This is a genomic window from Streptomyces chengmaiensis (genome assembly GCF_029846775.1).
GTDB classification, from domain to species: Bacteria; Actinomycetota; Actinomycetes; order Streptomycetales; family Streptomycetaceae; genus Streptomyces; species Streptomyces chengmaiensis.
Genome location: NZ_JARWBG010000006.1, coordinates 96,617 through 118,856, shown reverse-complemented (window position 1 = coordinate 118,856; position 22,240 = coordinate 96,617). Strand labels below are relative to the sequence as shown.

General features: G+C 71.6%; 19 protein-coding genes. 13 read left to right on the top strand and 6 right to left on the bottom strand.

Annotation, left to right across the window (positions count from 1 at the left end; translation table 11 throughout):
- Nucleotides 1-170: 170 nt before the first annotated feature.
- From lpdA to aceE, 4 genes are all read left to right on the top strand, one after another.
- Nucleotides 171-1,559: a dihydrolipoyl dehydrogenase gene (lpdA, locus tag QCN29_RS08125; RefSeq protein ID WP_279927047.1), complete on the top strand. Its 1,389-nt coding sequence runs from the start codon at nucleotides 171-173 to the stop codon at nucleotides 1,557-1,559.
- A 56-nt stretch (nucleotides 1,560-1,615) separates the two neighbouring features.
- The gene (sucB, locus tag QCN29_RS08120; RefSeq protein ID WP_279927046.1) at nucleotides 1,616-3,355 is read left to right on the top strand and encodes a 2-oxoglutarate dehydrogenase, E2 component, dihydrolipoamide succinyltransferase; all 1,740 of its coding nucleotides are present in this window, start codon (nucleotides 1,616-1,618) and stop codon (nucleotides 3,353-3,355) included.
- Nucleotides 3,356-3,478: 123 nt separating this feature from the next.
- Entirely contained in the window at nucleotides 3,479-4,105 is a 627-nt protein-coding gene (locus tag QCN29_RS08115; RefSeq protein ID WP_240135977.1) for a GntR family transcriptional regulator, read from the top strand.
- A 620-nt stretch (nucleotides 4,106-4,725) separates the two neighbouring features.
- Nucleotides 4,726-7,419: a pyruvate dehydrogenase (acetyl-transferring), homodimeric type gene (aceE, locus tag QCN29_RS08110; protein ID WP_279927045.1), complete on the top strand. Its 2,694-nt coding sequence runs from the start codon at nucleotides 4,726-4,728 to the stop codon at nucleotides 7,417-7,419.
- A gap of 74 nt (nucleotides 7,420-7,493) precedes the next feature.
- On the opposite strand, the gene QCN29_RS08105 is transcribed toward aceE, so the two are convergent.
- The gene (locus QCN29_RS08105; RefSeq protein ID WP_279927044.1) at nucleotides 7,494-7,631 is read right to left on the bottom strand and encodes a methionine/alanine import family NSS transporter small subunit; all 138 of its coding nucleotides are present in this window, start codon (nucleotides 7,629-7,631) and stop codon (nucleotides 7,494-7,496) included.
- Nucleotides 7,631-9,163 (bottom strand): sodium-dependent transporter, encoded by a 1,533-nt coding sequence (locus QCN29_RS08100; RefSeq protein ID WP_279927043.1) that lies wholly within the window; start codon nucleotides 9,161-9,163, stop codon nucleotides 7,631-7,633. Before QCN29_RS08100 ends, QCN29_RS08105 begins: the two co-directional genes overlap by 1 nt.
- Before the next feature lie 182 nt (nucleotides 9,164-9,345).
- Here QCN29_RS08100 and QCN29_RS08095 point away from each other — a divergent pair, with 182 nt between their 5' ends.
- Both QCN29_RS08095 and QCN29_RS08090 read left to right on the top strand, forming a co-directional pair.
- Nucleotides 9,346-10,185 (top strand): MerR family transcriptional regulator, encoded by an 840-nt coding sequence (locus tag QCN29_RS08095; protein WP_279927042.1) that lies wholly within the window; start codon nucleotides 9,346-9,348, stop codon nucleotides 10,183-10,185.
- Between the two features lie 400 nt (nucleotides 10,186-10,585).
- On the top strand, nucleotides 10,586-11,581 hold the full coding sequence (locus QCN29_RS08090; protein WP_279927041.1) for a helix-turn-helix transcriptional regulator: 996 nt from the start codon (nucleotides 10,586-10,588) through the stop codon (nucleotides 11,579-11,581).
- Nucleotides 11,582-11,682: 101 nt separating this feature from the next.
- On the opposite strand, the gene QCN29_RS08085 is transcribed toward QCN29_RS08090, so the two are convergent.
- A complete protein-coding gene (locus QCN29_RS08085; RefSeq protein ID WP_279927040.1) occupies nucleotides 11,683-12,606 on the bottom strand; it encodes an SDR family oxidoreductase in 924 nt (307 codons plus the stop codon).
- Between the two features lie 122 nt (nucleotides 12,607-12,728).
- Between QCN29_RS08085 and QCN29_RS08080 the strand changes: the two genes are divergently transcribed.
- Entirely contained in the window at nucleotides 12,729-13,250 is a 522-nt protein-coding gene (locus QCN29_RS08080; protein ID WP_240136029.1) for a DUF4240 domain-containing protein, read from the top strand.
- Nucleotides 13,251-13,266: 16 nt separating this feature from the next.
- Here the strand turns inward: QCN29_RS08080 and QCN29_RS08075 are convergent, their stop codons facing one another.
- Complete coding sequence (locus QCN29_RS08075; RefSeq protein ID WP_279927039.1) at nucleotides 13,267-13,767, bottom strand: GNAT family N-acetyltransferase; 501 nt, start codon at nucleotides 13,765-13,767, stop codon at nucleotides 13,267-13,269.
- A 43-nt stretch (nucleotides 13,768-13,810) separates the two neighbouring features.
- On the opposite strand from QCN29_RS08075, the gene QCN29_RS08070 reads away from it, so the two are divergent.
- Nucleotides 13,811-14,719 (top strand): TIGR01777 family oxidoreductase, encoded by a 909-nt coding sequence (locus QCN29_RS08070; RefSeq protein ID WP_279927038.1) that lies wholly within the window; start codon nucleotides 13,811-13,813, stop codon nucleotides 14,717-14,719.
- 458 nt (nucleotides 14,720-15,177) lie between these two features.
- Nucleotides 15,178-16,494 (top strand): NAD(P)/FAD-dependent oxidoreductase, encoded by a 1,317-nt coding sequence (locus QCN29_RS08065; protein WP_279927112.1) that lies wholly within the window; start codon nucleotides 15,178-15,180, stop codon nucleotides 16,492-16,494.
- Between the two features lie 192 nt (nucleotides 16,495-16,686).
- Here QCN29_RS08065 and QCN29_RS08060 read toward each other — a convergent pair whose 3' ends face one another.
- Nucleotides 16,687-18,219 carry a regulator gene (locus QCN29_RS08060; RefSeq protein WP_279927037.1) on the bottom strand — a complete coding sequence of 511 codons (1,533 nt, stop codon included), beginning with the start codon at nucleotides 18,217-18,219 and terminating at the stop codon, nucleotides 16,687-16,689.
- A 256-nt stretch (nucleotides 18,220-18,475) separates the two neighbouring features.
- Between QCN29_RS08060 and lipB the strand changes: the two genes are divergently transcribed.
- The 4 genes from lipB (at nucleotide 18,476) to QCN29_RS08040 (ending at nucleotide 21,533) form a co-directional block, all read left to right on the top strand.
- A complete protein-coding gene (gene lipB / locus QCN29_RS08055; protein WP_279927111.1) occupies nucleotides 18,476-19,294 on the top strand; it encodes a lipoyl(octanoyl) transferase LipB in 819 nt (272 codons plus the stop codon).
- Between the two features lie 100 nt (nucleotides 19,295-19,394).
- Nucleotides 19,395-20,354, top strand: coding sequence for a lipoyl synthase (lipA, locus tag QCN29_RS08050; protein WP_279927036.1), 960 nt, complete (start codon nucleotides 19,395-19,397; stop codon nucleotides 20,352-20,354).
- 239 nt (nucleotides 20,355-20,593) lie between these two features.
- Entirely contained in the window at nucleotides 20,594-20,803 is a 210-nt protein-coding gene (locus QCN29_RS08045) for an SCO2195 family GlnR-regulated protein (RefSeq protein ID WP_279927035.1), read from the top strand.
- Nucleotides 20,804-20,822: 19 nt separating this feature from the next.
- Entirely contained in the window at nucleotides 20,823-21,533 is a 711-nt protein-coding gene (locus QCN29_RS08040; protein ID WP_279927034.1) for a DUF4191 domain-containing protein, read from the top strand.
- Nucleotides 21,534-21,696: 163 nt separating this feature from the next.
- On the opposite strand, the gene QCN29_RS08035 is transcribed toward QCN29_RS08040, so the two are convergent.
- Nucleotides 21,697-22,164 (bottom strand): RDD family protein, encoded by a 468-nt coding sequence (locus QCN29_RS08035; protein WP_240135965.1) that lies wholly within the window; start codon nucleotides 22,162-22,164, stop codon nucleotides 21,697-21,699.
- Nucleotides 22,165-22,240: the final 76 nt, after the last annotated feature.

The window sequence follows — 22,240 nt, the reverse complement described above, 5'->3', positions numbered from 1 at the left end:
AAAAGGCCCCGAGTCCCCCCTCGCGGCAACAAGTGCGAAGATGGGTTCTCGGCAGGACAGGGCCCCCACCACAGGGCCGACGAGACAGCGGCCGAACACCAGCCGACCGGCCGGGCAAACTTCCAGGTAGACGGGCCCGGCGTACGGCGCATATGCATGGAGGACGTGACGTGGCGAACGACGCCAGCACCGTTTTCGACCTAGTGATCCTCGGCGGCGGTAGCGGCGGTTACGCTGCGGCCCTGCGCGGAGCTCAGCTGGGCCTGGACGTCGCCCTGGTCGAGAAGGGCAAGGTCGGCGGCACCTGCCTGCACAACGGTTGTATTCCCACGAAGGCGCTGCTGCACGCCGGCGAGATCGCCGACCAGGCACGCGAAGCCGACCAGTTCGGTGTGAAGGCCACCTTCGAGGGCATCGACATGGGTGCCGTCCACAAGTACAAGGACGATGTGATCTCGGGCCTCTACAAGGGTCTGCAGGGTCTGATCGCCTCGCGCAAGGTCACCTTCATCGAGGGCGAGGGCCGGCTGTTCTCCCCCACCTCCGTCGATGTGAACGGCCGCCGCGTCCAGGGCCGCCACGTCCTGCTGGCCACCGGCTCCGTGCCGAAGTCGCTGCCGGGCCTGGAGATCGACGGCGACCGCATCATCTCGTCCGACCACGCGCTGACGCTGGACCGCGTCCCGAAGTCCGCGATCGTGCTGGGCGGCGGCGTCATCGGCGTCGAGTTCGCCTCCGCATGGAAGTCCTTCGGCTCCGAGGTCACCGTCATCGAGGGCCTGAAGCACCTGGTGCCGGTCGAGGACGAGAACAGCTCCAAGCTGCTGGAGCGCGCGTTCCGCAAGCGGGGCATCAAGTTCAACCTGGGCACCTTCTTCGAGAAGGCCGAGTACACCCAGGACGGCGTGCGCGTCACCCTCGCGGACGGCAAGACCTTCGAGGCCGAGGTGCTGCTCGTGGCGGTCGGCCGCGGCCCGGTCTCGCAGGGCCTGGGCTACGAGGAGCAGGGCGTCGCGATGGACCGCGGCTATGTCCTGGTCGACGAGTACATGCAGACCAACGTTCCGACGATCTCCGCCGTCGGCGACCTCGTGCCGACCCTCCAGCTCGCGCACGTCGGCTTCGCGGAGGGCATCCTGGTGGCGGAGCGTCTGGCCGGTCTCAAGACCGTTCCGATCGACTACGACGGTGTGCCTCGGGTGACGTACTGCCACCCGGAGGTCGCGTCCGTCGGCATCACCGAGGCCAAGGCCAAGGAGATCTACGGCGCGGACAAGGTCGTCGCTCTGAAGTACAACCTCGCGGGCAACGGCAAGAGCAAGATCCTCAAGACCGCGGGCGAGATCAAGCTCGTCCAGGTCAAGGACGGTGCCGTGGTCGGCGTTCACATGGTCGGCGACCGCATGGGCGAGCAGGTCGGCGAGGCCCAGCTGATCTACAACTGGGAGGCTCTGCCGGCCGAGGTCGCGCAGCTGGTACATGCCCACCCGACGCAGAGCGAGGCGCTCGGCGAGGCCCACCTGGCGCTCGCGGGCAAGCCGCTCCACTCCCACGACTGATCAGTCGCCGGGCGCGACGACCACATACCGCACTTTTGTAAGGAGCAACTGAAACCATGGCGGTTTCCGTAACCCTTCCGGCGCTCGGCGAGAGCGTCACCGAGGGCACTGTCACCCGCTGGCTGAAGGCCGAGGGAGAGCGCGTCGAGGCCGACGAGCCGCTGCTCGAGGTCTCCACCGACAAGGTCGACACCGAGATCCCCGCACCGACCGCCGGTGTCCTCACCTCCATCAAGGTCGCCGAGGACGAGACCGTCGAGGTCGGCGCCGAGCTGGCCGTGATCGACGACGGCACCGGCGCGCCGGCCGAGGCTCCGGCCCCGGCGGCCGCCGAGGCCCAGACCGCGGCCGCTCCGGCCCCGGCCGCCCCCGCTGCCGAGGCCCCGGCAGCCCCGGCTCCGTCTCCTGCGGCTGCGGGAGGCGCCGAGGGCACCGATGTGACCCTTCCGGCGCTCGGCGAGAGCGTCACCGAGGGCACCGTCACCCGCTGGCTGAAGGAGGTCGGCGAGTCCGTCGAGGAGGACGAGCCGCTGCTCGAGGTCTCCACCGACAAGGTCGACACCGAGATCCCCGCCCCGGCCGCCGGTGTGCTGCTGGAGATCGTGGTCGGCGAGGACGAGACCGCCGAGGTCGGCGCGAAGCTCGCCGTCATCGGCGCCCCGGGTGCTGCCCCGGCCGCCGCTCCCGCTCCGGCCGCCCCGGCCCCGGTGCAGGAGGCTCCGGCGCCCGCTCCGGCCCCGGCTCCCGCTCCGGCACCGGCCCCGGCTCCCGCTCCGGCACCGGCTCCGGTCCAGGAGGCACCAGCACCGGCCCCGGCGCCTGCGGCCGCCCCCGCACCCGCCGCTCCCGCCGCGGTCGAGGCGGGCGACGCCTACGTCACCCCGCTGGTGCGCAAGCTCGCCGCCGAGAACGGCGTCGACCTGAGCGCCGTCAAGGGCACCGGCGTCGGCGGCCGTATCCGCAAGCAGGACGTCATCGCCGCCGCGGAGGCCGCCAAGGCAGCCGCTGCCGCCCCGGCTCCGGCAGCTGCCGCCGCTCCGGCCCCCGCCAAGGCGCCGGCGCTCGAGGTCTCCCCGCTGCGCGGCCAGACCGTCAAGATGACCCGCATGCGCAAGGTCATCGGCGACAACATGATGAAGGCGCTGCACGGCCAGGCTCAGCTGTCCTCGGTCGTCGAGGTCGACATCACCAGGCTGATGAAGCTGCGCGGCCAGGCGAAGGACTCCTTCGCCGCCCGCGAAGGCGTCAAGCTCTCCCCGATGCCGTTCTTCGTCAAGGCGGCGGCCCAGGCGCTGAAGGCCCACCCGGTCATCAACGCCCGGATCAACGAGGACGAGGGCACCATCACGTACTTCGACACGGAGAACGTCGGCATCGCCGTGGACTCCGAGAAGGGCCTGATGACGCCCGTCATCAAGGGTGCGGGCGACCTCAACATCGCCGGCATCGCCAAGGCCACGGCCGACCTGGCCGGCAAGGTCCGCGGCAACAAGATCACCCCGGATGAGCTGGCCGGGGCGACCTTCACCATCAGCAACACCGGTTCGCGGGGCGCGCTGTTCGACACGATCATCGTGCCGCCGAACCAGGTCGCCATCCTGGGCATCGGCGCGACCGTCAAGCGCCCGGCGGTCATCGAGACCCCCGAGGGCACGGTCATCGGCGTCCGCGACATGACGTACCTGACGCTCTCCTACGACCACCGTCTGGTGGACGGCGCGGACGCCGCCCGCTACCTGACCGCCGTCAAGGCGATCCTGGAGGCCGGTGAGTTCGAGGTCGAGCTCGGTCTGTAACGCTCGACACAGCTGTGCCCGCGGCGCCCCGTCCGGATTCTCCGGGCGGGGCGCCGCGGCGATAATGGCAACGCCCGCGCACGACAACCACAAGGCTCGCCGCCGCTCGCCCCAGGAGCCCTCATGACCACCCCGCCCGTCGTCCACTCGCTGCGCGAACAGATCCGCGAGCACATCGTGGAGGGCATCGTCAGCGGCCGCTGGAAGCCCGGCGAGCGGATCGTGGAACGGCGGATCGCCACCGAACTGCAGGTCTCCCAGACACCGGTGCGGGAAGCGCTGCGTGAGCTGGAGAGCCTGCGACTGATCGAGTCCGCGCCCAACAAGGGCGTACGGGTGCGGAATCTGACGGCCGCGGACCTGGAGGAGAGCTATCCCGTCCGCGCCGGTCTGGAACAGATCGCCGCGGAGCTGGCGGCGGAGCGTCTCGGCGCGGACTGCTCGGCGCTGGAGCCGCATGTGGCGGCGCTGTACGAGGCGGACCGCGCCGGCGACTCGGCGGCGCAGGTGCGGCACACGGTCGCCTTCCACCGGGAGCTGGTGCGGGCCGCAGGGAACGCGGTGCTGCTGCACACCTGGGAGGGGCTGGGGATCGAGGTGTTCACGGCGCTGTCGATCCGGTGGCTGGGGACGGTGCAGAAGTCGTACGCGGAGGAGCACGAGGAGCTGGTGGAGGCGTTCCGGCGGGGGGATCCGCAGATCGGCGCCCTGGTCAAGGCCCACGTCCTGGGCTGCGCCCCGCGCGCCTGACCCGCGCGCCTGTTCCCACAACCGGGGCTCCGCCCCGGACCCCGTCTTACGGGGGCTCCGCCCCCGAACCCCCGCGCCTCAAACGCCGGCGAGGCTGAGCTTCAGGCCTCTGTGCCTCAAGCGCCGGCGGGGCTTCATATATCGGGCCCACCAAACCCCCGCGGGCCCGATGCACCACTCCACCAAACCCCGGCGGGCCCGATGCTCTGCTCCACCAAACCCCGGCGGAGGCTGGATTGGCGCAGGCCAATTCAAGCCCGTCCGGCGTTTGAGGACACGGCCGAAGGCCGTACGGGGGCCCGGGGGCCTGCCCCCGGTTGCGGGAAGGGGCGGGATCGGGGAAAGGCTCCGCGCAGCGCAAACAGCCCGCACAGCTGAGGCCGCCCCCGCTCACCCGCGCCCCCACCCCGCCCGATTCACCCGCTTTGCCGCGGCACCCGGTGCCCCATTCCACGGCACGGAATGCCAATTTCTCGAGATTGAGAAGTTTTCCCCTCCCAGGCTTTGATCGATCATCGATCAGCGACTTACAGTCGACCGCGGGTTCACCAACCCTTCGCCCTGTCCTGCCAGACAAGGCCCCTTTTCACCACCCCCCTCCAGTCCGGAAGGCGGCGATCATGACCGACCCCGTAGGCAAGCTTCCGAGCGAGCTCGATCAGCTCCCGGACCGCGACGCCGAGGAGACCGCCGAGTGGGCGGCCTCTCTCGACGCCGTCGCCGAGCATGCCGGCCCCCACCGCGCCGCGTACCTGATGCGTCGCACGCTTCAGCACGCCGAGACCTCCGGGGTCCCGCTGCCCAGCCTGCTGGAGACGGACTACGTCAACACCATCCCCACCTCCGCCGAGGGCTCGTTCGGCGAGTTCGACGGCGACGCGGAGCTGGAAGCCCGCATCACCGCGTGGAACCGCTGGAACGCGGCCGCGATGGTCACCCGCAGCTCCCGCCACGGCGTCGGCGGCCATATCGCCACCTTCGCCTCCGCCGCCTGGCTGTACGAGACCGGCTTCAACCACTTCTTCCGCGGCAAGGAAGCCGACAGCTCGGGCGACCAGCTCTACATCCAGGGCCACGCCTCTCCCGGCATCTACGCCCGCGCGTTCCTCGACGGCCGCCTCTCCGAGGCCCACCTGGACAACTTCCGCCAGGAGGCCGGCGGCGAGGGCCTGCCCTCCTATCCGCATCCGCGCCGGCTGCCCTGGCTGTGGGAGTTCCCCACGGTCTCCATGGGCCTCGGCCCGCTCTCCGCGATCTACCAGGCGCGGTTCAACCGCTACCTGGCGGGCCGCGGCATCAAGGACACGTCCGGCTCCCACGTCTGGGCGTTCCTCGGCGACGGCGAGATGGACGAGCCCGAGTCGACCGCGGCACTCGCCCTCGCCGCCCGTGAGCAGCTGGACAATCTGACGTTTGTCGTCAACTGCAACCTCCAGCGCCTCGACGGCCCCGTCCGCGCCAACTTCAAGATCGTGCAGGAGCTGGAGGCCCAGTTCCGCGGCGCCGGCTGGAACGTCGTCAAGACGCTCTGGGGCTCCGCCTGGGACGAGCTGTTCGCCCTCGACACCACGGGCGCGCTGGTGCGCAGGCTGCGCCAGGTGCCGGACGCGCAGTTCCAGACGTACGCGACGCGGGACGTGGCGTACATCCGCGAGCACTTCTTCGGCTCCGAGCCCGCGCTCGCGGAGCTCGGCAAGCTGCTGGGCGACGCGAAGATCGCCGAGTGCTTCCACTTCTCCCGCGGCGGCCACGAGCCCCGCAAGGTGTACGCGGCCTACCGCGCGGCGCTCGCGCACAAGGGCGCGCCGACCGTGATCCTCGCCCAGACGGTGAAGGGCCACACGCTCGGCAAGGGCTTCGAGTCCAAGAACGCCAACCATCAGATGAAGAAGCTGTCGGTCGAAGAGTTCAAGGACATGCGCGACCTGCTCGGGCTCCCGATCGCTGACAGCGCCTTCGCCGACGGCCAGGTGCCGTACGGCCACCCCGGCGCCGACTCCCCCGAGGTCCGCTACCTCCAGGAGCGCCGCGCGGCCCTCGGCGGCCCGGCCCCGGCCCGCCGTGTCCACCCCGTCGCTCCCCTGCCCGCGCCCGAGGAGCGCGCCTTCAAGGCGCTGATGAAGGGCTCCGGCAAGCAGGAGATGGCCACCACCATGGCGTTCGTCCGCCTGGTGAAGGACCTGATGCGGGACAAGCAGACCGGCAGGCGCTGGGTGCCGATCGTTCCGGACGAGGCCCGCACCTTCGGCATGGAGTCGCTGTTCCCGTCCGCGGGCATCTACTCGCCCCTGGGCCAGACGTATGAGCCGGTCGACCGCGACCAGCTGATGTACTACAAGGAGGCCAAGGACGGCCAGATCCTCAATGAGGGGATCACCGAGGCCGGCGCCATGGCCGACTTCATCGCCGCCGCGACGTCGTACGCGACGCACGGCGAGACGATGATCCCCTTCTACATCTTCTACTCGATGTTCGGCTGGCAGCGCACCGGCGACCAGATGTGGCAGCTCGCCGACCAGCTGGGCAAGGGCTTCATCGTGGGTGCGACCGCCGGCCGCACCACCCTGACCGGTGAGGGCCTGCAGCACGCGGACGGCCACTCGCATCTGATCGCGGCCACCAACCCGGCTTCGCTCAACTACGACCCGGCGTTCGCGTACGAGATCGCGGTGATCGTCAAGGAGGGTCTGCGCCGGATGTACGGCGAGACCGCCCCGGGTGAGGACTCGAACGTCTTCTACTACCTGACGGTCTACAACGAGCCGATGCCGCAGCCCGCGATGCCGGAGGGCGTCGAGGAGGGCATCGTCAAGGGGCTGTACCGCTTCAAGGAGGCCGAGTCGGCGGCGGCCGACGCCCCGCGGCTCCAGCTCCTCGCGTCGGGCACGGCGATCCACTGGGCGCTTGAGGCGCAGCGGCTGCTCGCCGCCGACTGGGGCGTCGCGGCGGACGTCTGGTCCGCCACCTCGTGGGGCGAGCTGCGCCGGGACGCGCTGGAGTGCGACGAGGCGCTGCTGCGCGGCGAGCAGCGGACCCCGTACGTCACCCGGGCGCTGGAGGGCGCACCCGGCCCGGTGCTGGCGGTCAGCGACTGGATGCGCCAGGTGCCGGACCAGATCAGCCAGTGGGTGGAGCAGGACTACTCCTCGCTCGGCACGGACGGCTTCGGTCTGTCCGACACCCGTCAGGCGGCCCGCCGCCACTTCGGCGTCGACGCGCAGTCGATCGTCGTGGCGGCGCTTGCGCAGCTCGCCCGGCGCGGCGAGGTTCCGGCCTCCGCGGTGAAGGAGGCGCGCGAGCGCTACGGCCTCTGAGCCGACAGGCACAGCGCAACGGGTGCGGCCTCCTTCCTTCGGGCGGGGCCGCACCCGTTGCACGTGGACCGCTGTCACTCCGCGGGGCGGACTCCCGGCGGCGGAGGTTCCGGTTCGGGGGCGTGGCTGCGCAGCCGGATGATGGCCGCGACGAGCCCACCCCAGACGATGACGATCGCGACGATCATCATGACGACGGCGCTGGCGGACATCAGGGCTCCTTCCTCTCGACGGGGGCCTCCATGTCGAGGTCGATGTCCTCACCGCCGGCCTTCCACGGCATCAGGGTGAGGATGACGCCGATGAGCAGCGCGCCGATCGCGACGCTCCAGCCGGCGCTGAGCAGGAACTCGGTGGAGTAGCCCTCGTAGTTCTCATCGAACTCCTGACGCAGGCTGTCGACCATCATCCAGCCGAGGACGAGCGGTGTGATGAGGCCCAGGCAGATCCGCCACCAGTGGCCGAGCCTGATGGCGGAGGTCGCGTCCGCGTTCTGCTGCAGTTCCGGGAGCTTGCGCAGCACCCAGGCGATCACGACCACGCTGACCAGCGCGGCGAGGGCGATGCCGTACTGGTTGACGAAGTGGTCTGAGGCGTCCAGCAGGAACAGCCCCTCGTCGGTCGGGAACAGCAGGATGGAGGCGAGGGCCACCAGACCGCCGACGCCGAAGACCGCGGGGATGCGGCGGATGCCGGTGCGGTCCTGCACCGCCGAGACGACGACCTGCACGATGGAGATCAGCGAGGACAGTCCCGCGATCACCAGCGAGACGAAGAACAGCACGCCGAAGAAGCTGCCGGCGGGCATCTCGGAGATGACGGCCGGAAAGGCGACGAAGGCGAGTCCGAGCCCCGCGCTGGCCACCTCGTCGACCGGCACCCCCGCCTGCGCGGCCATAAAGCCCAGCGTGGCGAAGACGCCGATGCCCGCCAGGATCTCGAAGGAGCTGTTGGCGAAGCCCGCGACCATCGCGGAGCCGGTGAGGTCCGCGCGCCGCCCCAGGTAGGAGGCGTAGGTGACCATGATGCCGAAGCCGATGGACAGGGAGAAGAAGATCTGGCCGTAGGCGGCGACCCAGACGCTGCCGTTGTCCAGCTCCGACCAGTCGGGCGCGAAGAGCGCGTCGAGGCCCTCCGCCGCACCGTCCAGGGTGAGCGCCCGGATCACCAGGATGACGAAGAACAGCACCAGCAGCGGGATGAAGACCTTGTTCGCCCGTTCGATGCCGCGGCGTACTCCGAATGCCAGGATGACCAGCACGACCACCCAGACGGCGATCAGCGGCCAGATCACCGCGGTCACATAGCTGGAGATCATGCCGGGCGACTCCGCGACCTCCAGGAAGTCCCCGAAGAGGAACGCCTCGGGGTCGTCGCCCCATGCCTGGTCGGCGGAGAACCCGACGTAGCGCACGGCCCAGGCGAGGATGACCGCGTAGTAGGTGGCGATGACGAAGCAGATGACGACCTGCCACCAGCCGATGACCTCGGCGGGGCGGGCCATCCGGCGCAGCGCGGCCGGCGGGGACATCCGGTACTTGCGGCCGATCGAGTACTCCATGATCAGCACGGGGATGCCCGCGGTGAGCAGGGCTACCAGATAGGGGAGGAGGAACGCGCCGCCGCCGTTCCCGTATGCGATCGCGGGAAAGCGCCAGATGTTGCCGAGCCCGATGGCCGAGCCGATGGCGGCCAGCAGGAACCCTGTACGGGTGGACCACTGCTCACGAGGCTGGTTGGTCATGGGGGCGTCCTTGCTCGCGCTGTCCTCTTGCACGGTTTGATGCTCTGTCGGCCTGCCCTGCTCATCCGGTATGCCCTGCTTTGCACTGACTGAACGTTAGCGTGGGATGTGCGGCCCGGCGCGCCGACGACATGGGCGACCCTTGACCTTGACACCGTGTGAGGGCGTGGAGTGAGGGGGTCATGTTCACCATCGGAGACTTCGCCAGACACGGGCGTGTGTCGGCCCGCATGCTGCGCCACTACGACGCCATCGGGCTGCTGCGCCCCGCCCGCACCGACCCTTTCACCGGCTACCGCCGCTATGCGGCGGCCCAGCTCGCCGACCTCAACCGGATCATCGCCCTCAAGGATCTGGGCTTCAGCCTCGAACAGGTGCGGCAGATCCGTCAGGGCCGGTTGGACACAGCCGGGCTGCGCGGCATGCTGACGCTGCGCCGTGCCGAGCTGGAGGCGGCGAGGGCGGCGGCCGAGGCGCGGCTCACGCGGGTCGAGGCGAGGCTCCGGTCACTGGAGAGCGAGGGGCGCATGCCTTCCCAGGACGTCGTCGTCAAGAGTCTTCCCGCCGTACGCGTGGCCGAGCTGACGGCGGTCGCCGCCGGCTATGAGCCGGAGCACATCAGCCCGGTGATCCGCCCGCTGTACGAGGAGTTGTGCAAGCGACTCGACGCCGCGGGCGTCACTCCGTCGGGTCCCGGCATCGCGTACTACGAGGCCTGCGCAGACGCAGCGTCAGGCTCCGGCGCGGACGAGGGAGCCATCGTGGTGCATGCGGCGATGACCGTCTCCGCGGAGCCCGCGCCCGGGCAGGACTTCGCGATCGTCGATCTGCCGGCGGTCGGGCGGGCGGCGACCATCGTGCACCGCGGCCCGATGGACGAGGTGGTGACCACGGGGCAGGCGCTCGCCCGCTGGATCGACGAGGGCGGGCACCGCTCCGCCGGTTACGCCAGGGAGGTGACGCTGGAGTGGGACGAGGACCCGCGCAACTGGGTCACCGAACTCCAGGAGCCGCTGGTCTGACGCCGGTTCGCCCGACGTCGGCGCGGGTGCGGGTGCGGGCGCGGGCGCGGGCGCGGTGCTCTCAGGGTCAGGTCCGGCGGCCCCGGCGACCCGGCGCTCTCCGGCACAGATCCGGCGGCCCCGCCGGCGCGGGCGCTCTCCGTGGGACAGGTCCGGCGGCCCCGGCGGCCCGGCGCTCTCCAGCACAGGTTCGGCGGCCCCGCCGGCGCGGGCGCTCTCCGGGGGGCATGTCCGGCGGCCCCGGCGGCCCGGCGCTCTCCGGCACAGGTTCGGCGGCCCCGCCAGCGGGGGCGCTCTCCGGGGGGCAGGTCCGGCGGCCCCGGCGGCCCGGCGGCCCCTGGCAGTCCGGGCCGGATCGGGCCGACCGGGGCCGCCGGGGCCTTTGGGGACAATGGCCCGCATGCGCGCTGCCCGCCTGATCAAGATGGTGCTGCTTCTGCAGTCGAGGCCCTCGATGACCGGGGCCGAACTGGCCCGGGAGCTGGAGGTGTCGGAGCGCACCGTCGCCCGGGACGCCCTCGCCCTGTCCGAGGCGGGCGTTCCGGTGTACGCGGACCGGGGGCGGGCCGGCGGCTATCGCCTGATCGGCGGATACCGCACCCGGCTGACCGGCCTCGCCCGCAGCGAGGCGGAGGCGCTGTTCCTGTCCGGGCTGCCCGGCGCCCTGCGGGAGATGGGCCTTCAGGACGCGGCGTCGGCGGCCCGGCTCAAGGTGTCTGCGGCGCTGCTGCCGTCGCTGCGGGACGCCTCCGCCTCCGCGGCCCGGCGCTTCCATCTCGACGCTCCGGGCTGGTACCAGGAGCCGGCGACCCCCGAGTTGCTGCCCGCGGTGGCCGAAGCCGTATGGGACGACCGGCTGCTGCGGGCCCGCTACCGGCGGGGCGACGGGTACGGCGCAGAGGCAGAGCGGGAGCTCGCGCCGTACGGCCTCGTGCTCAAGGCGGGGGTCTGGTACCTGTGCGCACGTGCGGAGGGCGGGGCGGGCTCCTTCCGGGTGTACCGGATCGACCGGTTCAGCTCGGCGGAGCCCGCGGAGGAACGTTTCGAACGGGATGAGGAGTTCGATCTGCCGGACTTCTGGGCGGAGCGCGCGGCGCAGTTCGCGCGCTCCATCCTGCGTGCCGAGGCCGTGCTGCGGCTGACCCCGGCGGGCGCCCGCCGTCTGCCGTACGCGACCGACCGCGCCGCGGCCGAGGAAGCCCTGGCCGCGGCGGACGGCCCGGACGAGCACGGCCGGGTGACCGTCGCCCTCCCGGTGGAGTCCCTGGAGGTCGCGCTGGGCCAGCTGCTGTCGCTGGGCCCGGAGGCCGAAGTGCTGGGGCCGCCGGAGCTGCGCGAGCGGTTCGCCGCGGCGGCGCGCGGCATGGCGGCGCTGTACGGGACGGGTCGGCCGTAGTACGGGACGGCCGCGGCAGCACGGAAGGGGGCGCAGCAGTACGGAAAGGGGGCCGCGGCGGTACGGGACCGGGTCAGCGGCAGTCGTTCAGCAGTGGTCATTCAGCGGTAGTCGTCCGCTGTGGCCTTCGCGCCGCCCTTGACGACCTCCTCGATATACGTCCAGGCGTCGGGCCGGCTGCCGTCCGCGTCCGTGAAGCCGTACACCTTCGCCAGCTCCCCGCTGGACAGCGACCGGCCGTTCCAGCGCGCCCGCTCCGGGTCCGCGGCCAGAGCCGCGACCGCGCGGCCGACGAAGACCGGCGACTCGGAGATCGCGAAGTGCTCGCTCTTGGCGACGGCGTCGCGCCAGTTCTCCTCCGTGACGCCGAAGTGGTCGAGCATCTGCTCGGAGCGCAGCCACCCCGGTGTCATCGACACGGCCGTGCAGCCCACGCCCTTGAGGTCCTCGCCCAGGGACAGCGCCATCCGGATCGGGGCGTACTTCGCGAGGTCGTAGTAGAAGTTCTCCCGGAACCCCTTGTTCGTCTCGGCCGTGCCGTCCGTGACCTCGACGACCAGCCCGCCCGGGTTGCGCACCAGCAGCGGCAGCGCACAACTGCTGGTGATGATGTGGGTCTTCACCCCGAGTTCCAGCATCCGCAGTCCGCGCTCCAGCTCGGTGTCCCACATCTTCGTGTCCCAGACGATCAGATGCTCGCCGCCCCAGACGTCGTTGACGAGGACGTCCAGACGGCCATGCTCCTCGTCGATCCGGGCGACGACCGCCCGTACCTGCTCGACGTCGAGATGGTCCGCCGGGATCGCGATCCCCTCGCCGCCCGCCGCGGTGACCAGCTCCGCGGTCTCCTCGATGGTCTCCGTGGTCCGGCCGACCTCGCTGGCCTTGCCGCGTGTGGTCCGCCCCGTCACATAGACGGTCGCCCCGGCCGCGCCCAGCTGTACGGCGATGGCGCGGCCCGCGCCCCGGGTCGCGCCGGCGACGAGGGCGATCCTTCCTGACAGTTCCTTGGTGGGTGTCGTCATACGCCGACCGTGACACGGATACCCGACATCCTCTGTCCGCTATCCGATCGGTTTCGGCTGGCTCCGGCTTTTCCCCGGCTCCGCGTGCGCGCCCGTCCGTCAACCACGATGCTTGTGCCGTGATGGACGAGACGGAGTTCTGGGAGATCGTGGACACCACTCGCGAGGCCGCCGAGGGCGACCCCGAGGACCATGCCGATCTGCTCGTCGAGCGGCTGCTGCGGCTCGACCCCGACTCCGTGCTGGACTTCGCCCGCCACTTCGAGGCGCGCTACAACCGCGCGTACATCTGGGATCTGTGGGGCGCGGCCGCCGTGCTGCTCGGCGGGGCGAGCGACGACGCCTTTGACTACTTCCGCTGCTGGCTGATCGGCCAGGGTCGGGAGGTGTTCGAGGGCGCGGTGCACGATCCGGACTCGCTGGCCGAGCTGCTGGAGGAGTTCGACGAGGACATCGACGGGGACGGTGAGGAGCTGGGGTACGCGGCCGACGAGGCGTACGAGCAGCTCACCGGGGTGGTGGCCCCGGATCTGGGGATCGCGCCGCAGACGGCGGAGCCGGCCGGCACTCCCTTCGACTTCGACGACGACGCGGCTCTGGCACGCCGCTTCCCCCGGCTGTGGGAACGTTTCGGCGAGCCGTAGGGCCTGCCCGCTGCGGTCAGCCGCCGAGCGCGCGGCCCATCAGCACATCGTCCACATACCGCCCGTGCAGAAAGAACTCCCCGGGCAGCACGCCCTCGACGGCGAAACCCTCCGACGCGTACAGCGCACGGGCGGGGGCGTTGTGGCCGAGGACGCGCAGCGTGATGCGGATCGCGCCCTGCCGCCGGGCCTCCTCGCAGGCCGCGCGCAGCAGCGCCCGTCCGACGCCGCGTCCGCGAGCGCGGTCGGCGACGGCCAGACCCTGGATCTGACGGACATGACGGTTGCAGTCGAGCGGAGTGGGCAGACCGAGGCGGACGTATCCGAGGACGGAGCCGTCCGCCGGGTCCTCGGCGACGAGATACTGCTCCGGCGGATGGGCCGCGTCGAAGAAGGGCGCGTACGGGGGCTCCGGCCGGGGCTGTACGGCGTGCAGCGGCGACCAGACCGCCGCGTCCAGTCCGGCGAGGGCTGTGCCGTCGGTGTGACGTGCGGGACGTATACGGGAATCGGCCATGCGGTCACTGTGTCACGGCGTGACCGAGGGCAGGATGGGCTTCATGCAGGGATCTGAACGTTCTCGTGTCGCCGTCACAGGCTCCACCGGGCTCATCGGCTCGGCGCTCGTCCGCTCACTGCGGACGGACGGGCACGAGGTGGTCCGCCTGGTCCGCCGACCCGCCGGAGCGGCGGACGAGGTGGAATGGGATCCGCACCGCCAGCACGTCGATGTCGCCGGGCTGGCCGGTTGTGACGCGATCGTGCATCTCGCGGGGGCGGGGATCGGGGACCGCCGCTGGACGGATGCGTACCGCAAGGAGATCCGGGACAGCCGGGTGCTCGGCACGGCCGCCATCGCAGAGGCCGCGGCGTCCATGGACCCGCCGCCGCGGGTGCTGGTCTCCGGGAGTGCCGTGGGGTACTACGGCGACACCGGCGACCGCGCCGTGGACGAGGACGCCCCGCCGGGGGACGGGTTTCTGCCGGATGTGTGCGTGGAGTGGGAGGAGGCCGCGGCCCCGGCGCAGGAGGCGGGGGTGCGCACGGTCTTCTCCCGCACCGGTCTGGTGGTGGCGCGCAAGGGCGGCGCATGGGGGCGGATGTTTCCGGTGTTCAGGGCGGGGCTCGGCGGACGCCTGGGGGACGGTCGGCAGTACTGGAGTTTCATCGCCCTGCACGACGAGGTGGCGGCCCTGCGGCATCTGATCGACGCGGAGTCGCTGTCGGGTCCGGTGAATCTGACGGCCCCTGAGCCGGTCACCAACGGGGAGGCCACCGCGGCGATGGGGCGGGTGCTGCACCGTCCGACGCTGTTCAACGTGCCGGCGCCGGTGCTGCGGGGCGTGCTGGGCGAGATGTCGGAGAATGTGCTGACCGGTCAGCGGGTGCTGCCGGCGCGGCTGCTGGAGTCGGGCTTCTCGTTCGCGTTCCCGACGATCGACGAGGCGATCCGGGCGGCGCTGAGATAGCGGGCCCGGGAGGGGCACGGGCCTGGGAGGGCCACGGGCCTGGGAGGGCCACGGGCCCGGGCGGGGCACGGGCCCGGGAGGGGCCGGCCGGCCCCGCGGCGTGGTCGGGGTCGGCGTCCGATCCGGTTTGTGTGCGGCGTGATTCGACACGGCTGGCGCATGGTTGCGTACGGCAGTGCGAAGCGCACGTCACGCCCCTTTTCGGCGACCTCCGCGGACGGCGCCGTGCGCCCCCGCGCAACGGTGCTCCACGCTGTGCGCGCACCGAACTGACGGCCCTGCTGCTTACGCTCGGTCCGAACTCGGGTATTCCTCGGGCCTGTCGAGGGCATCAGCTTCCCGTCAGCCGCGCCGACCTCGGGGAGGGGCACGTGCTCAGCACCGCTCACCATGAGCACCACGCGCACCACGCGCACCACACGCACCACACGCACCACACTGATCGTGCGAATCCAGGACTGGCGAACGCTGCGCGTCACTCGGACCCGGCACGCCAAGTGGACGTCGTCATCGTCGGGGCCGGCGTCGCCGGGCTCTCGGCGGCCCGTCAGCTGACCGGAGCGGGGCTCACGGTCAGTGTGCTGGAGGCGACGTCCCGGGTGGGCGGCCGGATGGCGACCGAGGAGATCGACGGGTTCCGCCTCGATCGCGTCGTGCAGTTGCTCAACACCTCGTATCCAGAGCTGCGCCGCACAGCGGGTCTCGGAGATCTCGCCCTGCGGCGCTTCACTCCCGGAGTGCTCGTGCACAGCGGGGGCCGGGTGCTTCGGTTCGGCGTCGGGAGCGCACGGGGCAGCGCACTGACCGTGGCACGCGCCCTGGCGAGCGCCCCCAGGCCGCTCGACCAGGCGCGACTCGGCGCGTCCCTCGCCCGGCTGGCGGCCACACCCGTGGAGCGGATCCTCGCCCGGCCCGAGCGGCCCACGGGCAAGGCGCTCCACGCCCGCGGGCTGCCCGCGCGCACCGTGCACGGGTTCCTCCGCCCGCTGCTGTCCACACTGCTCAGCGATCCCGCGCTGACGACGTCGAGCCGCTGTGCCGACCTCGCACTGCGCGGCTTCGCCCGGGGCAGGCTGTGCGTGCCAGAGGGCGGTGCGGCCACGCTGCCGGGGCAGCTGGCCGGGGCGCTCCCGCCCGGGACGGTGCGGACCGGAGTGCGGGTCACCGATGTCGCGATCAACCGGGTCCTCACCGAGGAGCACGGCGAGATCCACTGCCGTGCGGTGGTCCTCGCGACGGGCGCGCGAGCGGCGGCCGAGCTGCTGCCGGGGCTCCGGGTGCCGTCGTTCCACCCGGTGACCTCGGTGCACCACACCGCGCCCGCACCGCCTCCGCACGCGGACGCGTCCCTGCTGCTGGACGCGGACCGGACCGGGCCGGTCTCCCACACCGCGGTGATGAGCACGGTCGACCCGTCGCGTGCGCCGCAGGGGCGGGTGCTGGTCTCGTCGACGGTGCTGGGCGCTCCGCCGGACGATCTGGACCGGCGGGTGCGCAAGCAGCTGGCGGCGCTCTACGGGACGGCGACCGACGCATGGGAGCTGCTGGCGGTCTCCCACGACCCCGAAGCGGTGCCGGCGATGCCTCCGCCGCACGATCTGCGGCGCACGGTGCGGCTGCTGGCCGGTCTCTACGTCTGCGGGGACCACCGCGACACGAGCACCGTGCAGGGCGCGCTGTTCTCGGGCCGCCGCGCCGCGCAGTCGGTCCTCGCCGACCTGGGCGTTCACCCGGCCGGGACGTATGAGGCGTCCGCATTCCCGGCCGCCGCCTGACCACAGCCCGCGTCCCGGGCCGGGGGGACCCGGTACGCGGCTTCCTGCCCGCGCGCACGGTCATGGGGAGTCCGTGCGCGCGGGCCTTTTCGCCTTCCGGCGCGGTTGGCAGACCCAAGGCCCCCGGGCGCGGGGCCCTTCCCGCCCGCCCTCGCTTTCTCCGGGCGGGGGCGTGCGGGGCGGAGCCCGGGGTCAGCCGAGCGCTGCGACCCGGTCGCGATAGTTCCGTACCGCCGCCGCGTCCCTGTACGGCTCCAGCCGCCGCTCAAACTCCCGCACGTACTCCACCGCCCGCACCGACCGCATCTCCGACGACTGGAGCGCCGCCTCCGCCCCCAGCGCGCACGCCTGGTCCAGCTCCCCCAGTCCCAACCTCGCGGAGGCCAGCACCACCCGGCAGAACAGCCTGCTGCGGGCATACGCGGGCGCGCCCAGTTGCAGGGCCCGCTCGGCGTGCTGCACCGCCGACCGGTACTGCTGCAGATCGCGATGGCAGTGCGCGAACTCGTACGCGAGCTGCGCCTCGTCGAAGAACCGCGCCCAGTACGGCACGTCGTCGCCCGGCCGGGCCGTATCCAGCGCCCGCTCCGCCCGTGCGAGGGACGCCGTGCAGGCCCGGACCTCCCCGAGCACGGCGTGCCCGCGCGCCTCCACGGCGTGCAGCAGCGCCAGCACCACGGGCGGGGAGGCGGATCCGACGCCCTGCTGGGCGACCCGGGTGAGCTGCACCGCCTCGCGGCCGTGGCCCAGATAGACGGCCTGGCGGCTCATCGTGACCAGTACATAGGCGCCGTACGCCCGGTCGCCCGCCGCCTGGGAGAGCCGCAGGGCCTGGACGAAGTAGCGCTGGGCGAGGCCGTGGGCGACGATGTCGTACGAGGTCCAGCCGGCCAGCCTGGTCAGGTCGGCGGCCGCCGCGAACAGCCGCCGCCCGATGCCCTCCCCGTACACGCCGCGCAGCATGGGCTCGGCCTCGTGCTCCAGATAGCGGACGAGCGCCTGCCGGGCGTGCCCGCCGCCGTACGCGTGGTCGAGTGTGCGGAACAGCTCGCCCACGGAGCGCAGCGCCGCGATGTCGCCGGAGGTCACTCGCTGCCCGGGGCCGCGGTCGGTCGTCCGCTCGGCGCCACGCTGGCGTGGCACGGAGGGCCGTCCCTGTACGGGCACCCGCGGCCGCCCGAGCCGTTCCGCCGGCCCGAGGCGGTCGGGGGCCGCCAGCCGGTCGGCGGGCTCGCCCCGCCCGGGGTCCCACCCGGGGTCCCGGCCCTCGCCGCGCACGACGCGCTCGTCGGCGCGTCCGATCAGCCAGTCGCGGCTCGGCACCACGAGGCCCGCCGGGGTGAACGCGATCTTGCGCAGCTCCGCATGGCTGCCCGAGTCCTTGCGCCAGAGCCCGCTGACGATGTCCACGGCCTCCTCCGGCGTCGCGGCGAACTCCAGCCCCGCATACACCGGCGCGCATGCGTCGAGGCCGAGGTCCTGCGCCGTCAGCCGGCGGCCGAGTCTGCGGGTGAACACCTCGGCGATCAGCGCGGGGGTGGTGCCGCGCGGCTGCTGTCCGCGGAGCCACCGGGTCACCGACGTCTTGTCGTACCTCAGATCGAGGCCGTGTTCGAGGCCCAGCTGGTCCACGCGGCGCGCCAGCCCCGCGTTGGAGAACCCAGCCTCGGCGATGAGCGCGGCGAGCTGGCGGTTTGGTGTGCGCTGCGAGGGTCGTTCCGTCATCAGCTGTGCGGTCTCCTGCCTTCCGGGCCGGGAACAGCCCTCATAGAACGGCGCGAATTTAGCGGTCCTTCTGGCTGAGACAATCAGGTTCGCCCCATATTCATCCGATCGTGTGAGGATTGGGTGCGTCGCATGACGGATGCCCACCCCCTTCGAGCGTCGAGGCGTCGCCGTACAGTGGCGGGAGTGCACGGTGCGACGCGTGCAGGTTGAAGGCTTCAAGGGAGGCACGGCCGTGGGCAATGGCGCGAAGGGCGTGAACGGCACGAGCGGCGAGCTGCGGTTCGTCCGGCTGGGTTTCGGCGGGGAAGCGGTCGAATACCAGACGGCGTGGGAGCAGCAGCGCGCGGTGCACGCCTCCCGCTTCGCGGACGAGATCCCGGACACCTGTCTGCTGCTGGAGCACCCGCCGGTGTATACGGCCGGACGGCGCACCGAGGACAGTGAGCGCCCACTGGACGGCACCCCGGTCGTGGACGTGGACCGCGGCGGCAAGATCACCTGGCATGGCCCCGGCCAGCTGGTGGGCTACCCCATCCTGAAACTGCCGCGCCCGGTGGATGTGATCGCGCATGTGCGCCGGCTGGAGGAGGCGCTGATCCTCACCTGCGCGGAGTTCGGCGTGCGGACGTCACGGGTCGAGGGCCGCAGCGGCGTGTGGGTGCTGGGCGACGCCGTGGAGGAGCGCCCCGCGCCCGGGGGGCTCTCGCTGGACTTCGACCCCCGGCTGGACGACGAGGAGTTTGACCCGCGGCTCAGCGGCCCGGAGTACGCTCCGTCCAATGCCGGCCAGCGCCGGGAGGACCGCAAGCTCGCGGCGATCGGCATCCGGATCGCCAAGGGCGTCTCGATGCACGGCTTCGCCCTCAATGTGAACCCGGACAACACCTGGTTCGACCGGATCGTGCCGTGCGGCATCCGGGACGCGGGCGTGACGTCCCTGGCGAACGAACTGGGCCGGGATGTGACGATCGCCGAGGTGCTGCCGGTGGCCGAGAAGCATCTGCGCGAGGTGCTGGAGAACGCGGAGCTGAAGCCGCGCGAGATCTCCCCGGCCGGCGTGCCGTCCGCATAGGGAATGCTCTCCCGTGGCCAAGGGTTGGGCCAGGCATAGGGCCATTGAACTACGGGCGTACCCTGGTGTACGCCGAAGAATCGAAGCCTAGGAGCGGGACGTGTCCGCAGTCTCACCCGACGGACGCAAGATGCTGCGCCTGGAGGTCCGGAACAGCCAGACCCCCATCGAGCGCAAGCCCGAATGGATCAAGACGCGGGCGAAGATGGGGCCCGAGTACAACCAGCTGCAGAAACTCGTCAAGAGCGAGGGCCTGCACACGGTGTGCCAGGAGGCCGGCTGTCCGAACATCTTCGAGTGCTGGGAGGACCGCGAGGCCACCTTCCTCATCGGCGGAGACCAGTGCACCCGGCGCTGCGACTTCTGCCAGATCGACACCGGCAGGCCCGAGGCGCTGGACCGGGACGAGCCCCGCCGGGTCGGCGAGTCGGTCGTCTCGATGGATCTGAACTACGCCACGATCACCGGTGTCGCCCGTGACGACCTCGAGGACGGCGGCGCCTGGCTGTACGCGGAGACCGTCCGCCAGATCCACGAGCAGACCACGGGCCGCGAGGCCGGCCGCACGAAGGTCGAGCTGCTGGCCCCGGACTTCAACGCGGTGCCCGAGCTGCTCGAGGAGGTCTTCGCCTCCCGTCCCGAGGTCTTCGCCCACAACGTCGAGACGGTGCCTCGCATCTTCCGGCGGATCCGCCCCGGCTTCCGCTACGAGCGTTCGCTGGAGGTGATCACCAAGGCTCGTGAGTACGGCCTGATCACCAAGTCGAACCTGATCCTCGGCATGGGCGAGGAGCGCGAGGAGATCAGCGAGGCACTGCAGCAGCTGCACGACGCGGGCTGCGAGCTGATCACCATCACGCAGTATCTGCGCCCTTCCGTGCGCCACCACCCGGTGGAGCGCTGGGTGAAGCCGGCGGAGTTCGTGGAGCTGAAGGAGGAGGCCGAGGAGATCGGCTTCTCCGGTGTGATGTCGGGCCCGCTGGTGCGCTCTTCGTACCGGGCGGGGCGGCTGTACCAGCAGGCGATGACGCGGAGGAACGGCTCACACGCGGCCGCGTGAGTTCAGCCACAAGCGCCTACCAGGCAGTTATATGCGATCGGTGCGGCTCGCACTCACCCCCGCAGGTCGGGGGTCCGGTGCGGGCCGCACCGGCATATTCACCCTGGACAAAAGGTTTCATCAGCGTTTGACCACCCAGTCACGCCCTGGTAACACCAATCAGTAACGCTCGCTTCACCCACCGTGTCATCCACTGTGTCACCCCCCGTGCCGAAGCCCCACCGAGGAGGACCTCCACGATGCAGGCCGCGCAGGTTCGTCCCGTACGCGCCACCCCGATCCCGTCCCTCACCGACGCGCTGCGCGCAATGGAGTCGCTGCTGCTGGGCGGAGGCCAGCGCACCGCCCGGCGCAACGCCTGGACGGCGGTGCTGGAGGACCGACGCCGGGCCAAGGACCGCGTGGAGGCGCAGCACGTGCTGGAGGCCGCGGCCGACCGCACTCTCTGAGCCACGTAAACTTCGAGACATGGCGAGGAAGGCAAACTCTGACAGCGGCGCTGACGCCGCGGCGAACCCCGGGCGGCTCAAGCAGATCGCCCTGACGTACAAGATGACCCGGCGTACCGATCCCAAGGTCGGGCTTGTCCTCGCAGGTGTGGGAATCGTCACCTTCGGTGTCTTCCTTGCGATCGGCTTTGTGCTCGGCTTCCCGGTCTACCTGGGCATCCTCGGCTTCCTGCTGGCCTTCCTGGCGATGGCGATCATCTTCGGCCGGCGGGCGGAGCGGGCGGCGTTTGGGCAGATGGAGGGCCAGCCGGGCGCGGCGGCCGCGGTGCTGCAGAACGTGGGCCGGGGCTGGACCACGACTCCGGCGGTGGCCATGAACCGCAGCCAGGACGTCGTCCACCGGGCGGTCGGCAAGGCGGGCATCGTGCTGGTCGGCGAGGGCAATCCGAACCGGCTGAAGTCGCTGCTCGCGGCGGAGAAGAAGAAGATGTCGCGGATCGTGGTGGATGTGCCGGTGCACGACATCGTCGTCGGCGACGGCGAGGGCCAGGTGCCGCTGAAGAGGGTGCGCACGACCATGCTGAAGCTGCCGCGGGTGCTCTCGGGCCCGCAGGTGACGGCGGCGAACGACCGGCTGCGCGCCATGGGCGACCTGATGAGCAATATGCCGATGCCGAAGGGCCCCATGCCGAAGGGCATGCGGATGCCTCGGGGCGGAAAGATGCGCTGAGCGCTCCGCGCGCGCCGGACTGCACACGATCCGCCAGTCGCTGTTCACGGCAGCGAGCGGAAGCGGTCCACGGCGTACACGGCGGGGAACGGAAAGAGAGGGCGGCGGCCGATTCACATCGGCCGCCGCCCTCTCTTTCCGCCCTCTTTTGCCCTCCGTGCGCCTACATCCGGACCTGCACGGCGCGGGAGAGCCGGTCGTGCAGTCCGCGCCCGTCGCGGTCCCAGATCAGGGCGGGGACGGCGAGGGCGAGCAGCACGCTGCGCACGACGACGCGTACGACGCCGAGCCGCCCGCCGTCCTCGGCGATGACCCGCAGCCCGAAGAGCCGCTTGCCGGGGGTGCAGCCGACCGTGCCGACGGTGAGCACGCTCAGTACGAGGAAGATGCCGAGGGCCCAGTTGCCCGCCGCCTGGCCGTTGCCGCCGGCGAACAGCCCGTATGCGATCAGGAGGCACAGCCCCCAGTCGACGAAGACGGCGCCGAAGCGCCGACCCAGCGGGGCGATGGAGCCGGGTCCCGACTCCGGCAGACCGAGCCGCTCGCCCCGGTGACCGAAGTCGGCGCCCATCTCCTCGGCCGCCGCGCGCGGCCCGGAGAGCCACGATCCGATTGCTTGCCTGTTGTCCACCCGTACACGGTACTGCGCCCGCTTTGCCGCCCCGCGACCCGGGGCCCGTCACTCCCCGCGACGACCGAGTCACACA

Coding starts and splice junctions, on each gene's coding strand:
- sucB (WP_279927046.1), top strand. CDS start 1,616: ATGGCGGTTTCCGTAACCCTTCCGGCGCTCGGCGAGAGCGTCACCGAG.
- QCN29_RS08115 (WP_240135977.1), top strand. CDS start 3,479: ATGACCACCCCGCCCGTCGTCCACTCGCTGCGCGAACAGATCCGCGAG.
- aceE (WP_279927045.1), top strand. CDS start 4,726: ATGACCGACCCCGTAGGCAAGCTTCCGAGCGAGCTCGATCAGCTCCCG.
- QCN29_RS08105 (WP_279927044.1), bottom strand. CDS start 7,631: ATGTCCGCCAGCGCCGTCGTCATGATGATCGTCGCGATCGTCATCGTC.
- QCN29_RS08100 (WP_279927043.1), bottom strand. CDS start 9,163: ATGACCAACCAGCCTCGTGAGCAGTGGTCCACCCGTACAGGGTTCCTG.
- QCN29_RS08095 (WP_279927042.1), top strand. CDS start 9,346: ATGTTCACCATCGGAGACTTCGCCAGACACGGGCGTGTGTCGGCCCGC.
- QCN29_RS08090 (WP_279927041.1), top strand. CDS start 10,586: ATGCGCGCTGCCCGCCTGATCAAGATGGTGCTGCTTCTGCAGTCGAGG.
- QCN29_RS08085 (WP_279927040.1), bottom strand. CDS start 12,606: ATGACGACACCCACCAAGGAACTGTCAGGAAGGATCGCCCTCGTCGCC.
- QCN29_RS08080 (WP_240136029.1), top strand. CDS start 12,729: ATGGACGAGACGGAGTTCTGGGAGATCGTGGACACCACTCGCGAGGCC.
- QCN29_RS08075 (WP_279927039.1), bottom strand. CDS start 13,767: ATGGCCGATTCCCGTATACGTCCCGCACGTCACACCGACGGCACAGCC.
- QCN29_RS08070 (WP_279927038.1), top strand. CDS start 13,811: ATGCAGGGATCTGAACGTTCTCGTGTCGCCGTCACAGGCTCCACCGGG.
- QCN29_RS08060 (WP_279927037.1), bottom strand. CDS start 18,219: ATGACGGAACGACCCTCGCAGCGCACACCAAACCGCCAGCTCGCCGCG.
- QCN29_RS08045 (WP_279927035.1), top strand. CDS start 20,594: ATGCAGGCCGCGCAGGTTCGTCCCGTACGCGCCACCCCGATCCCGTCC.
- QCN29_RS08040 (WP_279927034.1), top strand. CDS start 20,823: ATGGCGAGGAAGGCAAACTCTGACAGCGGCGCTGACGCCGCGGCGAAC.